A 13,612-nucleotide genomic window follows, 5' to 3' on the forward strand; every position below is an offset into this window, starting at 1 on the left:
ATGAAGATCCCTCACCCATCCCCCGACGCAGTGATCAAAGGTTCGACGATCTTCGTCGTCCTCCTCATCGCGGCCGTCGCCGCCATCGTCTCCTACCGCCACGCCTACGAGCTCGTTATTGACCACGGCGAGAACGGCCTCACCGCGGTGCTCGTCCCCCTCACCGTCGACGGGCTCGTCTACGCCTCCAGCATGGCGCTGCTGCAGGCGGCCCGCCTGGGCCAACCTGCGCCAGTCCTGGCCCGAGTCCTCCTGGGCCTCGGCATCGTGGCCACCCTCGGCGCCAACGTCGCGCACGGCTGGGGGAACGGCATCATCGGCGCGATCGTCAGTGCCTGGCCCGCCGTGGCACTGGTCGGCTCGTACGAGCTGCTGATGTGGTTGCTCCGGGCCGACGCCCGGGCCACCGCGAACCAGATCGACGCCGACACGGACCAGGTGGACCGGGAAGCACTCGCCGCCTACCTTGCGAGCGTCGAGGCCGGCGAGAAACTCAGCCAGCGCGAGCTCGCCCGCCGGTTCGGCCGCTCTCGCCGGTGGGCGGCTGCCATCGTGGAACAGGCGAGCGCGAGTGACGAGGATCGTCAAGGTGAGCTGGCCGCAGCCACCTGAACGCGCAAGCCCCCGCCCGGCTGACTCCGGGCGGGGGCTGATATTTAGAATTCCGTCACACGTCGAACTCACCGGCGCGTGCGCCAGCGATAAACGCTCGCCATTGTGAAAGTGTGAACCAGTGGGCAGGACCGCCAGGGTTCTCACTGTCCCTGACACCAACCACACCCGGCAGGTTGGTCGCAACCTCAACGCAGTCGTTGCCGCCACCGCTGTATGTGGACTTACGCCATTTCGCGGACCCGGCACTGATTGCGTCAGCTTTGATCACTGTGAGCCTCCATGATCTGAACTATTCGCTCCCGGGATTTACCCGGATCTAGCGATGCACTCATCAAACTGGACCACCGCCTTTGGTAGCCGGCGACCAGTGGTTCCACGAGCACATCGTCGTTGATGTGGTCCAGGTAGACCACGTCCGGATATACGTCCTTAGGGAAGCCTAGGATCACGAATGGCCCCTCGAGGCCCGGATGGGCGCCGATGTCGAACGGAAGCACCCTCAGCTCGACGTTGGGCCGCTCCTCGGTCGCCAGGGCGCGCAGTTGCTCGCCCATCGTGCGCCAGCCCCCAATCGGACGCACGAGCGACGCCTCGGAGATCACCGCCTGAAGGCGCGGAGCATCATCCCGGTCGAGCAGCTCTCGCCGGCGCATGCGGGCAAGCACTCGCCGCTCGATCAGCTCGGGGGAATCCTCGGGCCGCAACACGCTGATGACAGCGCGGGCGTACTCCTCTGTCTGCAGTAGTCCGGGGACGAGCTGCGGTTGCCACGACCGGATCGCCGCGGCCGCGTCCTCCAAACCTACGAACGCGCCAGTGAGCACGTCGCCATACTTCGTCCACCAGGCGCGGCTGCTGTTGCGCGCCTCGTGCGCCAACCGCATCAGCGCAGCCCGCGCGGACGCGGCCGCGTCGTATACGTTCAGTGCCGCCGCAACGTCCAGCGGTGTGGGCCTGGTCTTGCATGTCTCAATGCGCGTGACCTTGTAGCGGGACCAGCCAAGCCGATCCGCAGCTGACTCCGCTGTGAGCCCGGCCTGCTCGCGCAACTGCCGGAGTTCACGAGCTAAACGCATGAGCTGCAAAGACGCCCTGATCGTCTCCGTCATACCGAGACAGTTTCCAACACCACGCCGGACCTGAACAACTGCAGCTAGAACGTGAATCTGCACTGTGCATTGCAATAAAAGGGGGCAACAGTGCAGCATGATGCGGGAGTGGCCCCAGGGCATGATCGTCCGGTGAACAAACCTCCCAGCCCGATCACTGGGGTGATCATGCCCGGGGGACCACGTTGCTTGGCGGGGGTTGTGACCAAGCCCTTACGCCTAGGCGCCAACCATACAGCGGCCCGCATACAGGTGCCCGGATTCCCGAGGAATCGGAATCGGTCTGTAAACCGCTTCCCCGCCCTAGGCGTCTGGAATCCAGATGGTTCTGTTCCTGAGCTGCGACTCAGGGCGGCGGACCGGAATCCTGCCCTCTTAACGCTCAGGGGGAGGATTACCCGCCGAGGGGAGCTGCCGGCGCGCTGAACGGACTACGCCTCGCGCACCATGGCCACGACCGCCTCCGTATCCACAAGGCTAGGCAGGACGCGAACGGCGCCGGCATCGCGCAACTCATCAACGGAACTGCGCCCTGATGCCACAGCGACCACCGGCACGCCATTTTCGAGCGCAGCCTCCACATCCGCGGGCGTATCACCGATGAGCACTGCATCCTCGGGCGCGGCCGGCTCCCCGAGCACGGACGCAGCCCGTCCAAGAGCGATACGCACCAGCTCGGCACGAACTTCATCGTCTTCGCCGTATGCGCCAATATCCCAACGGATGTGCCTATCCAGACCGAAGACCTGGAGCTTGATCTTGGCAACCGTACGAACGTTACCGGTCAGCACAGTCTGCAAAACCCCAGGCATCGCGCTCAGCGCGTCTAAGGCCGCAACCGCACCGGGCAGAGCGTGGCCGCGCTCCCGTAGATCGGCCGCTCGCGCGAAGTGTGCTTTGGTGAGCGCTGAGGCGAAGCGCTCGAAGTCCTTTCGACCAGTCTTCAGACCATGCAGCTTTGCCGTCTCCCGGAAGATCACGGATTCGGTGATTCCGTCGATCTTCGCCTGCTTGCGCATTGGCACGCCAGTCACCTGCTCAAACGCCTGTGCTGACAGCTCACGACCCACCCCCCTCGTGTCGATGAGTGTGTGGTCGATGTCCCAGAGCACGATTCGGCGTGCTGCCATAGATCCCTCCAGCCATCACCCGATGCGTTCCAGACTGTCACACACTCGTCCGGAACCGTCCGCGGAGGCTCGGTACCGTCTACGCTCGATGCATCGGCAGAAAGGGGGCCGGATGAGTGCTTCGGCGCTTCCCGTTGGCGAGCGGATCCGCTACTGGCGGGAAAAGAAGCAGCGCAAACAAGCCGCAGTAGCCGGACTATGCGGCATTACCGAGGAGTATCTCAGCCAAATCGAGCGTGGCCTGAAGCTCCCCTCTCTGCCAGTGCTGCATGCTCTCGCTACCGAACTCGGAGTTCCGATCTCGGCTCTGCTGGCAGGGTCTCAAAACGAGCTGCCAGCAGAGATCCCGCACATTGCGGACAGCGTGGTCACTGCCCTGATGGGATACGGACCGTTGGGCGCTTCCAGCCACGTGACGCCGGCCAAGCTACGTGAGCGTGTGGAATCGGCCTGGCTAACGTGGCAGACCAGCCCGAATCGGTACACAGAGGTGGCCACCGTTCTCCCCGCCCTCATCATCGACACGGAACGCGCCGTACGCATTCACCGTCTTAACTCGGACGCTGCTGCACGACGGGAAGTCTTGCGAACGGCCGCAGATCTCTATTTCATGCTCCGCTCGTATTGCCGCCGGGCCGGGCGAGTCGATCTGTCGCTAATGGTGGCGGATCGAGCATTGCGCGCAGCCGAGGACGCTGATGATCCGATTCGCATGGCTGCGGCGCAATGGAACCTAGGGCATGTACTTCTCGCCGATGGCGAGTACGAGGGAGCCGAACAGATCGCGCTCCAAGGTATCGAACGACTGCGTGCCGTACCGGAGGATGTAGACACGATTGCGATGGCAGGTGCACTGGAGTTGGTCGCCGTAGTCGCCAATGCCCGGCGCAAGGAGTGGTTGCAAGCACGCGATCGTCTCTCCGACCACGCCGCCCCACGCGCCCAGCACGTTGGAGAAGGTAACGCGATGTGGACGGTATTCGGACCCACCAATGTCGAGCTCCACGCAGTAAGCATCGAAATGGAAGCTGGCGAGGCCGGGGAAGCTCTGCGCGTTGCGGATCAGATCGACACTACCCGCCTACCGTCCATCGAGCGGCGCTTCACGTTCCTTTTGGAGGTTGCTCGCTGCTACGACTTGCGGCGTGAGGATCCGGCCGTGCTGGTACATCTTCTCGACCTCGAACAGATTGCACCCGAGGACTTGGCCAGAAACCCGCTTGCTCAGGACATGGTCACCCGCCTCCGTCGTCGTGTACGTCCTACGTACCGGCGACAGGTCGATGCGCTGGCGGAGCGCCTGAGTCTTGTGTGATTCCTAGCTGCTGGTTACCCGAACCCACAGTTCGGGTAACGGCCTGCGGATGTCCTTACCGTCTCAGGAAACGTCGCTCGACGGACAGAGACGGTGATCATGCAAGGCATGGCAGACGCAGCGCAGGCCGATGCCAGCACTCCGATGGCGCTTTCAGTCGCTGATTGGGATGGCATCCGCGTGCCACGGCACGTCGGCCTGGCCATGCTTCAGCGCATGTCCAGCGCCAGTCCGCCGGTCATCGTCGACCCTGCCGAACGTGCCCTGTACTTCCTGGTGCCCACTGGTGTGGCTGACGACTGGGAACTGCCCGACAGGCGGGTCTTTGACATTAGGCGCCGCATCGTCGTCCCCCCAGCTCAACGGCAGATGCCGCCCGGGCGGTACTGGCTCACGTTGCCGAGACTATCGGCGCGACGCGTGGGCTCCAGGTCGCTGCGTGCAGCGCTGGAGAGCGTCCGGAACGCCCTTCTCGCGCCTCGAGCGGAGACGGGACCACTGACCGCGCCCATCGGCGTTCCGACGTCGACGCGCGGATGTCTGAACAGATAGCGGGGCCCGCAGGCGTTCGCCGCGCCGTACGGGCCCCTTGATCAGGAAGGACCTCCTGACCCGTGAAGAAGCCTAGAGCCATCCGGATCCGCTGGCACGCGGATCAGCCCCCGATGCCGCTTGGGTGCAGATGGTGCGGAAGCGCCCCATACGCCCATGACGATGTGTCCCTCTCTCACCGCTCGCATCACGGATGGGAGCATCCGACCGTCGCGCAGGTGCGGGCGCGGATGGCTGCCCGGCGCCGGCTGGGCCTGGGCCGTCAGATGCCGCAGGTGGCCGCGGCGCGCCCGTCGATCCGCCCGTCGGCGCGGCTACACCGTGTTCCGACCACCTCCCCGTGGGGTGCGTCGGCCTCAAGCGGGCGCGGCGGCGCAGCGATCCAGGCATCCAGCGCCGCCGCGCCTCCCATCTGCCAGGTCGACGAACTCCAGCCGCTCCAGAGGAGGTCCGCATGACGGATCTAACTGATGTCTGTGTCGAAGGAGGTTTCGTCGGTGGCCGCGTCGACGGCGGGCCGGTGCTTCCCGCCGGTCAAGCCAGGGTCTACAACGCGCTGCACGGCGGTAAGGACAACTACGGGCAGGACCGGGAGCTCGCAGACGAGCTACTGAAGATCTTCCCCGGGCTGCCCCAGGTCGCCGACGCGAACATCAGGTTCTTGCGACGAGCTGTAAGGGACCTGGCACGAGCGGGGATATGGCAGTTTGTCGACCTGGGCTCGGGCTATCCGATCGAGCCCTACCTGCACGAGGTCGCCGCAGAGGCTGCGGAAGGCATCCGCATGGCCTACGTCGACCAGAACGCCACGGTGTGCAGCCACCTGCGCGCCCTGTGCCGCGCCGAAGGCGTGGTCACTGTGGAGCACGACCTGCGCAACGTCGACGCCGTACTGGGCGATCCGCTGCTGCAGAAAGTGATCGACTCGCGGGTGCCGACCGCGTTCATCATGGGGGCGGTATGGCACTTCCTCGGCGATGAGGAGGTCCGCCAGCTCATCGGCGACCTGCGAGAGCGGTCGGCGCCAGGCAGCTTGATGGTGTTCAGCCTGGCGCGGCGTGACGACCTGCCGCAGGAGAAGATCGCGAAAGCGATCCAGGTGTACGCCGAGCGCGTCAGCCCGGTCGTGCTGCGGACCATGCCGGAGATCCTGCAGCTGCTCGGCGGGTGCGCGCTGCTGCCTCCTGGGCTGGTCAAGACCTATGCCTGGTCCCCCGATGATCCGGACGACGTCACGTTGGCCATCGACGACGCCGACACGCCCCACCTGTACGCGGCGGTGGCTGGCTTCCTACCAGATCGGCGCTCGCTCGCGGGATACGCGAAGGAGGGATGGTGACAGTTCTCCAGGCGCCCGAAAGCGAGTGCGCGCACTGCGGCACACGGATTGTCAAGACCCGATACGAGGGCATGGTCGTCACCGAGCACTGGGACGCGGTCCAGCCCCAGCCCGGCGTGCTCTTCGCGATGGAGTGCCCGAGCCGGCCACGGCCGGGCGCCGGCCACGGCGCGTTCGACAACCACCAGCCCCGATAGCTCCCTCGCCCGCTGCCTGCGAATGGCTGCGGGCAGGGGCGGGCGGCCCCGGCTACCTCGGCCCCACCCATAACCGCGTCTGGGTGCCGGGGCCGCCCTTTTTCCTTACAGCTCCGCAGAACGGAGAGCCCGCCATGTCCTCACCCCACCCGCACGTGACCGACGGTGTGCAGACGGCAGACCTGTTCGACTTCGCGGCCGGCCAGATCAAGGACGCGGCCACCACGTTATGGCCCGGCGAGCCCGTCACCCTGCTAGGGCATGTCCCGAGCGTCACCGGCTACGTGCAGCGCGTCCTGATCGGCGACCGGCGCCTGTTCGCGAAGGCGTCGATCCTGGGCGTGTCGCTCGTGTCGATCCTGCGCGGCCTCTACGGCACCATGCCCGACGTACAGCGCGCGCAGCTGGCGTACGCCGCGCGCGCCGACAATCTGCCGCGCCGCGAGGCGGCCCAGCTCACGTTCCTCGCCGAGCTCGGCCGCCCGCAGGTGTGCTCGCTGGCCGGCGTCCACGGCGGAGTACTGTTCACTGAAGTCGCCGACGGGCAGAGCCTCGTGGCACGGCTGGCATCCGATCCCGGCCAGACCGCCGCCCTCCTGGGGATGGTTCTGGCAGAGCTGGACGATCTCCACGCCCTGGACCACCGCCACCTGGACAGGGTGGGCTCGATCGACCAGCGGGGCATCGCGGCCACGTTCACCCGGAAGTTCTCCGGACCGGACGGGGACGCCTACGCCCGCACCATCGGCGCCCACCGCGTCCAGCCCGAGCAGCGCCGCGCCGTGATGGCGCTGCTGCGCGCCTCGATACCAGTCCTCTTGGAATGCCGCCCTCCGGTCTCGCCCATGGTGGTGGCGTACGGCGACCTCAAACCCGAGCACGCCCTCTTCCCCGACAGCGGCGCCCCGCCGCTGCTGCTGGACCCGGGCCTTCGCACAGCCTGGCACGCCGAGGACCTCGCCCGGCTGATCAGCCGAACCCTGCTGCAGGCCGTCACGGACATGGACCTGCCCGCCCTCGGCAAGGTCCTCGCCGGGGTGTCCGCCGTGGTCGAGCAGCACGCCCGCACAACGGCCCAGCCCACCCGCTGGCTCCGGAACCTGACCACGCTGTGGCTGATGGACACCATCAGCATCGTCTCCAGTTACCTCACCGCGCCGCCCGACCTGCCGCTGCCCCGCCAAGGCGAAGCCGTCGCCCGACGCCCGCTGCTGGTGGCCACCGTCGTATACAAGGCCGCCACCGCCCTCGGCCGCCACGGCACCGCCAGCGTGTGGGAGTCGGCCCTGTCCCGCGCCGTCCAAGGGGTCCTGGCATGACCGGCCTCACCGTCGGAATCCTGGGCGCCGGCGCGGTCGGCCAGGCTGTCGCGGGCACACTCGTGGCCTCCGGCCTCGCGCAGGAACTCCTGGTCGCGTCCCGCACCACGGTTCAGGCCGACGCGCTCGCGGCCGACCTGGACGACATGCGCACCGCTCTCGGCTCTCCGGCCCGGCCACGCGCATGTCTCCCGCAGGATCTCGCGGACTGCCAGGCCGTGGTGATCGCCGTACGCGATCACTTCACCAACACCAACACCAGCGACGTACGCATGGGCGGAGCTGCGGCGAACGCGCTCCTCCTGCGTGACATCGCCCGCCAGATCGTCCACGGCCATCCCGGCGTGATCCTGGTTGTCACCAACCCGGTCGATCTCATGGCCCGGCTCGTCGCCGAGGAGTCCGGCCACCCCCGCCTCTACGGGATTGGCTCTAGCCTCGACACCGCCCGCTACCGGCTCCTCCTCGCCGCCCACTGGAACGCGCCTCCCTCCGCCATCGGAGGTCACGTCATCGGCGAGCACGGCGACCACGCCGTCATCTGCGCATCCACCACCACCCTCAACCACCAGCCGCCGCCCGGACCGATCCCGCTCGCCAGGATCCGCGCCGCCCTCGCGCAACGGCCCGCCCGGATCAGCTCCGGCATCGGCCGCACCCGCACCGGCCCCGCCGGCGCCGTTATCACCGCGCTCCGCCACACCCTGGGAGACACTGACGGCACGGTCGAGCTGAGCCGGCCATGGCGTGGAGGTGTCTGGCTCGGCCAGCCGATCGTTTTCCGCGCGGGCCGGGCGGAGCCGCGTCTGCCGGACCTCTCCCCGGAAGAGTCCCAGCAGCTGGATGCGGCGGCGGCCAAGCTCGCCGCCGCGTTCACTGACCTTGCCGCATCGAACCGGAAGGAAATCGCAGGATGACCAGTAAAGACGCCACCGCTGTGCGTGTGCGGGCCGCGGAAGCCGACATCGCCATCGTCGGCTCCTCCACCGTCACCGACTGGGCCCGCCGCTACTTCACCCCGTCATGGACAGTGGAGACCGTACCCATCGACGAGGCGTTCCGCGGCCCGCAACTCACCACGATCAACGACCCCGGAACCTACGCCGAACTTGCCGAGAAGATCACTCGGCTGCCGCATACGGAGATCACCTACGCCCGCAAGCCGATGCTTGTCACCCACGTCCTCGAAGGCATCGTCGCCGTCTCACCCGACGAGCGGCTCGCCTTCAAGTCGCTGCCCGAGGTCGACCTCCTCGACATCACCACCGGGAAGAGCTCGAGCGAAGGGCTCGCCACCGCCGCCGCCCGCCTTGCCCGTGAGATGATCCGCGGCCAGCTCATCCGCGCTGGCTGGTCTCTCCTGCACGCCTCTGCCATCTCTCGCAAAGGCCGCGTCGTCCTGGTCTTCGGACACAAGGGCTCCGGCAAAACCACCCTCGCGCTCACCCTCACCCGAGGCGGCGAATGGGACCTGGTTGCGAACGACCGAGTCTTCGTCCGCGTCGAGGACGACCGCGTACGCGTGCTGCCATGGCCATCCGCCGCCGCCGTCGGCCTCGGCCTGCTCGACGCGCTCGGCTGGTACGACCATATCCGGGACCGGCTAGCCGGCGGGGAGGAGCTCCACCCCACCCAGCATCAGCGTGTCAGCGACGCCCTCACTCAGGGGCTTCGCACCCCGCTGTGGGACGGCAACAAGGAGCTGAAGGCCCAGATCTGGCCGATCCAGTTCACGCACTGGTTCGGCATCGACCTCGCGCAGGAAGGCGATGCCGCCGCGCTGCTGTTCCCGCACGTCGACCCGACAGCCGCCCAACCGTACAAGGCCGCGGCCACACGTTCTCTGTCCCGCGACGACTTCATGGCCGGCGCCACCGAAGACCGCTACCCCGACGTGTTCGAACTCGTCCGCGCCCCGATCGGCGGCAGCGATACCTCCCGCTCCGACGCCGCCGCTCGCCTCCAGGCGCTCCCGCACCACTCGGTGGTGTTGACGCACGACGTCGCGGCCAACGCCAAGGTGCTGGACGCAGTCCTCGCGGACGTGTCGTAGGGACGAGGACCGCCGAGCAGGCGAAGGCCTCGAGTCTGCGGGAGAGGGCGTCGACCCGCCCCAGCCGACGAACCACCTGAAGCTCCCCGGCTCGCCGCCTGCGAATGGTTGCGGGCCGGGGCACGAACAGGCGCGGTGGCGCTCCGTTCGACCGGTCCCGCCGCCGCGCCTCCCCCCGGAAGGAGGAATCGCGTGCTCTCCGCAGATGACGTGCTCTCACTGGCTGGGCTGATCGTCATCGCCGTCAGCGCCAAGCCCATCGTCGACCGCATGGTCCTCATAGCCGAGAGCGACCCGGCCCTCATGTGCGCCGCATGCCAGATTCGCCGCCGCTCGTACCCACTCCTGGCCGCAGCGCTCATGCCTCGCTGCTACATCCCTGCCTGCTCGCAGGGCCGGAAAGGACTCCGTCCATGACCGATCCCTGGCTGCCCTGAAAGTCCGGTGCTGGCCTCATCCGAGAACAGCGCCCCCATAGACGCGCGGCGGCGTGGTTGAGGGCCCAGGGGGTTGCTTGGGGTCTCCCGCGCCGCCGCGCCCCTTCCGACCGACAGACAGGAGAATGGCGCCCCCGCCCATCATGGGCGGGGGCGTCTTCCATGGTGGAGTGGCGCGGCCGAGGTTTACGCGCCAGCGCTTACAGACGGTTCGGCGGCCTGCTGGTCAGCTGCACCAGAGGCAGCCCGTCACGGTCGCGGGGCGCGGCCACAGGGGTGACGGTGCGTCGTCCGGAGAACCAGGCCCATGCCACGATGGCGCCGTCGATGATCTGCTCGACGCGGGCCTCGTCCAGCGCCCACTCGGGCGGAATGACGCCAAGCGCGATGCACAGCCGTACGGCGCCCATCAGAAGCAGAGCGATGGCGCCGCGCAGGAGCAGGGGTTCGCGAATGGTCCGGTTCAGACGCATGCTTTCTCCTCGGGTTGAGATGGGCCCGGCCACGTATGGGGACACGGGTGACCTGGAGTTTGGGAGGCGCGCAGCAGATACAGCCGCGCCAGGTCATCGGGCATGGAAAGTGGCGGCCCAGGTGAGCTGCCCGACAATGCCGTCATCGTCGAGCCCCGCGTCGCGCTGGATCTTCCGGCACACCTCGCGAGAGCCCGCGCCGTAGGCGCCGTCGATGTCGATTTCATAGCCCAGCCGTGCGGCGGCCTGCTGCCAGTCCCGTACGTCTTCGCCGCGGGTTACCGGCGGGTAGCGGAGAAGCCTGCCCGGCCAGCCGTCACCATCGCCGTCATGGCCAGCCTTGATCAAGCGGGCGACGGTGGCGCGGAAGTCGTCCATGGCGATGCCATGCGGGTCTGGTTTCTGTCGGTTGACCTCTTTATGGCCTTTGACCCTGCTCGCCGACAGGCCGAACTCCTTGCACAGCTCGGCGCACAACCGGTGGTAGGCGTCCAGTTGCTCGGCGGGCCAAGGCTGGCGGCCGTCGTTCTCCGCCTCTATGCCGAGTGAGGCGGAGTTGGTGTGCATCGCCGACGTCGAGGGGGCGTTGTGCCAGCAACGTCCGGCGGCGATGACGTAGATGTGGCCGGATCGGCCGAGCCCAATGTGGGACAGCGGCCCGTCGAGGCCAGGGCGGCCGTCGCGGACCACCGCGAGCGAGGGGTAGTCGCCGCCGCCGGCGGGGCCCGCGGTGTGGTGGCACACGATGCCCTGCACCCCGGGCTGTGGTCCGTGGCCGCGGGTCTGCCACCCACGTACCTCGGTCACGGGGTAGCCGGTGCGGCGGGCAATGGCGGCGAGCTGAGTCAGGTACGGCATGAGGTGTCCTCCTGTCCGTGATCGGCCTCGGCGAGGCGCCGACGGGCGACGGTGGCGTAGTGCTCGGTCAGCTCCACGCCGATGAAGGACCGGCCCTCGGCGAGGGCGGCCACACCGGTGGAGCCGGATCCGGCGAACGGGTCGAGGACAGTTCCGCCAGCCGGGCAGATGCGGACGAGCTGGCGCAGGATCTCGACGGGCTTCTGGGTGATGTGCTGGCGCTCGCGGCCGCGGGGCTGGGAGCCCTCGACCAGGCCGGGCAGGTAGATCGGCGTGTCGTGGCGGAAGGGGGCGCCGTGGCTGCCCCACAGGATGTATTCGCACTCTCGACGGAAGCCGTCGCGCTGCGGCCGGCTAATGGGTTTGCGCCAGGGGATGATGCCGCGCCAGGTCCAGCCGGCGGCCTGCAGCGCATCAGAGGTGGCGGCGGTCTGCCGCCAGTCGCAGAACACCAGGCAGGAGGCGCCCGGCCTGGTCGCGCGGAGGCCTTCGGCGAGGATCAGAGTGAGCCAGTACGTGTAACCGCGTTGGTCGCGGTTGTCGCCAGCGAAGTCGGCCAGGGCGTGCCCGGCATCGCCGGAGACGTACTTGTCGCGGGCGGTCTGAGTGGCACGTTCGTTGGCGGTGCGGCCTCCGGAGTTGTACGGCGGGTCGGCCAGCAGCAGATCGACAGAGTTGGCAGGGATGGTGGACAGCACGGCAAGGGCATCGCCGTGGTGGATGGTCCAGGACACTGGTCTCCCCTTCGGGTCGCGTACACCCGCTGGCGGGTGAGCGAGTCAAAGTGAGGGGTGGACATCCCGGGGGGCCTGGCCCCGGCTTCCCCCCGGACGAGCCGGGGCCAGGAGTTTGTGGGTCAGATGCGGGCGATGACGATGCCGACCGCGGCGACGATGACGCTGATGACGGCGACGATGACGCTGACGATGCCAATAGTCTGCCGGCGGCTCTCTGCCAGCTGGGGGCGGGTCACGCCTTCGCGCTCGATCGCGTCGACACGCACCTCGAGTTTGTCGATCGCGCCCTGCGTGACGGCGCGGTCAGCGTCCTGGCGCTGGGCCAGTTGATCGACACGCCAGTCGGCGTGATCGGCTCGCTGCAGTAGGAGCGCCACCTGGCCCTTGATCTCGGCCAGTCCCACCGCGGTGATCTCGGACAATTTCGCGAGGGCGAGCTGTACCTCGTTGCCCGGTTGCTGGTCGGTCACCGGCGCTCCTCATGACGTGGCCGGCAACCGGGGCGGTCGGTCACGTCTTGTATTCCCATTGGACGCTAAAGCTGGAACGCAGTTGCGAGGTGCTGAGCGCTCCGCCACTTGTCTGGTAGGCGGATATCGTCAGCTGATCGTTCACGGCGCAGGGGAAGTAGCCGTGGATGGGGACGTACGTCTCAGTATCCGCTGGGGGTCGTACCGCTACCTGGAACTTGTCGACACCGAATGTCCGCAGAACGGCGTAGCGGGAACCGGTGGCGTTGAACTGGTAGCCCACGATGCCTTCCACGTGGTACCAGCCCGCGGTCTGCACCACGTATCGCTCGGGGTTCGGCGAGTCGACGTGACCGCCATCGCTGTCAATTTCCTCCGAGCCGACACCGAACGTGATGTCGGTGAAGGTGGCGTTCGGGATCGACTGTGATCCGAACTGCTTGGCGTGGAACAGCGGGGGTCGCAGCAGAAAGTTCAGCCCGTCCCGCACGTCGGTGTTGAGCTTCGCGGCCGTGAGCAGCTCCCCGACGACCCACGTACGAGGATTAGGAAGCGTTGCCACGCGATACCTCCTTGCCGGCGATCCGGTCGCACAGCTCGCACAGCTGCTCGCGGTTCCGGCACGCGGCGCAAGGCCAGAACTGCAGGATGGCGGGCCAGGTGGACACGTTGGACGTGACAGCGTCGATGTTCTCGGGCCACCTCAGGGCGCACGACAAGCCCCATCCGCCGCCGGCGCACTCGGTGCACCACATCCACGTCGCGTCCCGGGGAAGGGTGAACGCGGCCCCGCACCGCCACGGGCAGTCGGCGATCCAGCGCCCCTCATCCACCCGGGCTTTGGCGATGACGTCCGGGTTGTGGCCGGTCGGCCTGGGGACGAGCGGTTTCCCGAGCGCAGCACGCTGCGAGTCCAGGTATTCCCAGAAGTGCTCCCACTGCCGGATGGGGTTCGGCGCGGGGAACAAATCCTCGGCGAAACGTAGGGGAGAACGAACTGGCACCCTC

Annotated in this window: 17 protein-coding genes; 8 read left to right on the plus strand and 9 right to left on the minus strand. The window is 67.7% G+C overall.

Features of this window, described 5'->3' with window-relative positions; translation table 11 throughout:
• Complete coding sequence (locus ACQPWU_RS60115; RefSeq protein WP_433445698.1) at nt 1-612, plus strand: DUF2637 domain-containing protein; 612 nt, start codon at nt 1-3, stop codon at nt 610-612.
• A 55-nt stretch (nt 613-667) separates the two neighbouring features.
• Here the strand turns inward: ACQPWU_RS60115 and ACQPWU_RS60120 are convergent, their stop codons facing one another.
• From ACQPWU_RS60120 to ACQPWU_RS60130, 3 genes are all read right to left on the minus strand, one after another.
• Nucleotides 668-865: a DUF397 domain-containing protein gene (locus ACQPWU_RS60120; protein WP_433445731.1), complete on the minus strand. Its 198-nt coding sequence runs from the start codon at nt 863-865 to the stop codon at nt 668-670.
• A 4-nt stretch (nt 866-869) separates the two neighbouring features.
• Nucleotides 870-1,724, minus strand: coding sequence for a helix-turn-helix domain-containing protein (locus tag ACQPWU_RS60125; RefSeq protein WP_433445700.1), 855 nt, complete (start codon nt 1,722-1,724; stop codon nt 870-872).
• Between the two features lie 431 nt (nt 1,725-2,155).
• Nucleotides 2,156-2,854 carry an HAD family hydrolase gene (locus ACQPWU_RS60130; protein ID WP_433445702.1) on the minus strand — a complete coding sequence of 233 codons (699 nt, stop codon included), beginning with the start codon at nt 2,852-2,854 and terminating at the stop codon, nt 2,156-2,158.
• 112 nt (nt 2,855-2,966) lie between these two features.
• Between ACQPWU_RS60130 and ACQPWU_RS60135 the strand changes: the two genes are divergently transcribed.
• The 7 genes from ACQPWU_RS60135 to ACQPWU_RS60165 all read left to right on the plus strand — a co-directional run bounded on the left by ACQPWU_RS60135 (nt 2,967) and on the right by ACQPWU_RS60165 (nt 10,046).
• Nucleotides 2,967-4,169, plus strand: coding sequence for a helix-turn-helix domain-containing protein (locus ACQPWU_RS60135; RefSeq protein ID WP_433445704.1), 1,203 nt, complete (start codon nt 2,967-2,969; stop codon nt 4,167-4,169).
• A gap of 1,006 nt (nt 4,170-5,175) precedes the next feature.
• Nucleotides 5,176-6,060, plus strand: a complete 885-nt coding sequence (locus tag ACQPWU_RS60140) for an SAM-dependent methyltransferase (protein WP_433445705.1) — start codon at nt 5,176-5,178, stop codon at nt 6,058-6,060.
• Nucleotides 6,054-6,257, plus strand: coding sequence for a hypothetical protein (locus tag ACQPWU_RS60145; RefSeq protein ID WP_433445707.1), 204 nt, complete (start codon nt 6,054-6,056; stop codon nt 6,255-6,257). Before ACQPWU_RS60140 ends, ACQPWU_RS60145 begins: the two co-directional genes overlap by 7 nt.
• Nucleotides 6,258-6,391: 134 nt before the next feature.
• A complete protein-coding gene (locus tag ACQPWU_RS60150; protein WP_433445709.1) occupies nt 6,392-7,576 on the plus strand; it encodes a hypothetical protein in 1,185 nt (394 codons plus the stop codon).
• Complete coding sequence (locus tag ACQPWU_RS60155) at nt 7,573-8,493, plus strand: lactate/malate family dehydrogenase (protein ID WP_433445710.1); 921 nt, start codon at nt 7,573-7,575, stop codon at nt 8,491-8,493. Before ACQPWU_RS60150 ends, ACQPWU_RS60155 begins: the two co-directional genes overlap by 4 nt.
• A complete protein-coding gene (locus tag ACQPWU_RS60160) occupies nt 8,490-9,629 on the plus strand; it encodes a hypothetical protein (protein WP_433445711.1) in 1,140 nt (379 codons plus the stop codon). Before ACQPWU_RS60155 ends, ACQPWU_RS60160 begins: the two co-directional genes overlap by 4 nt.
• Nucleotides 9,630-9,821: 192 nt before the next feature.
• Nucleotides 9,822-10,046, plus strand: a complete 225-nt coding sequence (locus ACQPWU_RS60165) for a hypothetical protein (RefSeq protein ID WP_433445713.1) — start codon at nt 9,822-9,824, stop codon at nt 10,044-10,046.
• Nucleotides 10,047-10,266: 220 nt separating this feature from the next.
• Here ACQPWU_RS60165 and ACQPWU_RS60170 read toward each other — a convergent pair whose 3' ends face one another.
• The 6 genes from ACQPWU_RS60170 to ACQPWU_RS60195 all read right to left on the minus strand — a co-directional run bounded on the left by ACQPWU_RS60170 (nt 10,267) and on the right by ACQPWU_RS60195 (nt 13,608).
• A complete protein-coding gene (locus ACQPWU_RS60170) occupies nt 10,267-10,539 on the minus strand; it encodes a hypothetical protein (protein ID WP_433445714.1) in 273 nt (90 codons plus the stop codon).
• Nucleotides 10,540-10,632: 93 nt separating this feature from the next.
• Nucleotides 10,633-11,397 (minus strand): peptidoglycan recognition protein family protein, encoded by a 765-nt coding sequence (locus ACQPWU_RS60175; protein ID WP_433445716.1) that lies wholly within the window; start codon nt 11,395-11,397, stop codon nt 10,633-10,635.
• Nucleotides 11,385-12,131: a DNA-methyltransferase gene (locus tag ACQPWU_RS60180; protein WP_433445717.1), complete on the minus strand. Its 747-nt coding sequence runs from the start codon at nt 12,129-12,131 to the stop codon at nt 11,385-11,387. Before ACQPWU_RS60180 ends, ACQPWU_RS60175 begins: the two co-directional genes overlap by 13 nt.
• A gap of 122 nt (nt 12,132-12,253) precedes the next feature.
• Complete coding sequence (locus tag ACQPWU_RS60185) at nt 12,254-12,604, minus strand: hypothetical protein (RefSeq protein ID WP_433445718.1); 351 nt, start codon at nt 12,602-12,604, stop codon at nt 12,254-12,256.
• 40 nt (nt 12,605-12,644) lie between these two features.
• Nucleotides 12,645-13,166 (minus strand): hypothetical protein, encoded by a 522-nt coding sequence (locus tag ACQPWU_RS60190; RefSeq protein WP_433445720.1) that lies wholly within the window; start codon nt 13,164-13,166, stop codon nt 12,645-12,647.
• Nucleotides 13,150-13,608 (minus strand): hypothetical protein, encoded by a 459-nt coding sequence (locus ACQPWU_RS60195; RefSeq protein ID WP_433445722.1) that lies wholly within the window; start codon nt 13,606-13,608, stop codon nt 13,150-13,152. Before ACQPWU_RS60195 ends, ACQPWU_RS60190 begins: the two co-directional genes overlap by 17 nt.
• Nucleotides 13,609-13,612 lie beyond the last annotated feature (4 nt).

It is taken from the genome of Nonomuraea sp. CA-141351 (assembly GCF_050944675.1).
Lineage (GTDB): Bacteria > Actinomycetota > Actinomycetes > Streptosporangiales > Streptosporangiaceae > Nonomuraea.

Bases quoted from the DNA above. Each gene is read 5' to 3' on its own strand.
- ACQPWU_RS60175 (WP_433445716.1), bottom strand. From the start codon at position 11,397: ATGCCGTACCTGACTCAGCTCGCCGCCATTGCCCGCCGCACCGGCTAC.
- ACQPWU_RS60130 (WP_433445702.1), bottom strand. From the start codon at position 2,854: ATGGCAGCACGCCGAATCGTGCTCTGGGACATCGACCACACACTCATC.
- ACQPWU_RS60150 (WP_433445709.1), top strand. From the start codon at position 6,392: ATGTCCTCACCCCACCCGCACGTGACCGACGGTGTGCAGACGGCAGAC.
- ACQPWU_RS60170 (WP_433445714.1), bottom strand. From the start codon at position 10,539: ATGCGTCTGAACCGGACCATTCGCGAACCCCTGCTCCTGCGCGGCGCC.
- ACQPWU_RS60125 (WP_433445700.1), bottom strand. From the start codon at position 1,724: ATGACGGAGACGATCAGGGCGTCTTTGCAGCTCATGCGTTTAGCTCGT.
- ACQPWU_RS60115 (WP_433445698.1), top strand. From the start codon at position 1: ATGAAGATCCCTCACCCATCCCCCGACGCAGTGATCAAAGGTTCGACG.
- ACQPWU_RS60135 (WP_433445704.1), top strand. From the start codon at position 2,967: ATGAGTGCTTCGGCGCTTCCCGTTGGCGAGCGGATCCGCTACTGGCGG.
- ACQPWU_RS60160 (WP_433445711.1), top strand. From the start codon at position 8,490: ATGACCAGTAAAGACGCCACCGCTGTGCGTGTGCGGGCCGCGGAAGCC.
- ACQPWU_RS60145 (WP_433445707.1), top strand. From the start codon at position 6,054: ATGGTGACAGTTCTCCAGGCGCCCGAAAGCGAGTGCGCGCACTGCGGC.
- ACQPWU_RS60140 (WP_433445705.1), top strand. From the start codon at position 5,176: ATGACGGATCTAACTGATGTCTGTGTCGAAGGAGGTTTCGTCGGTGGC.
- ACQPWU_RS60155 (WP_433445710.1), top strand. From the start codon at position 7,573: ATGACCGGCCTCACCGTCGGAATCCTGGGCGCCGGCGCGGTCGGCCAG.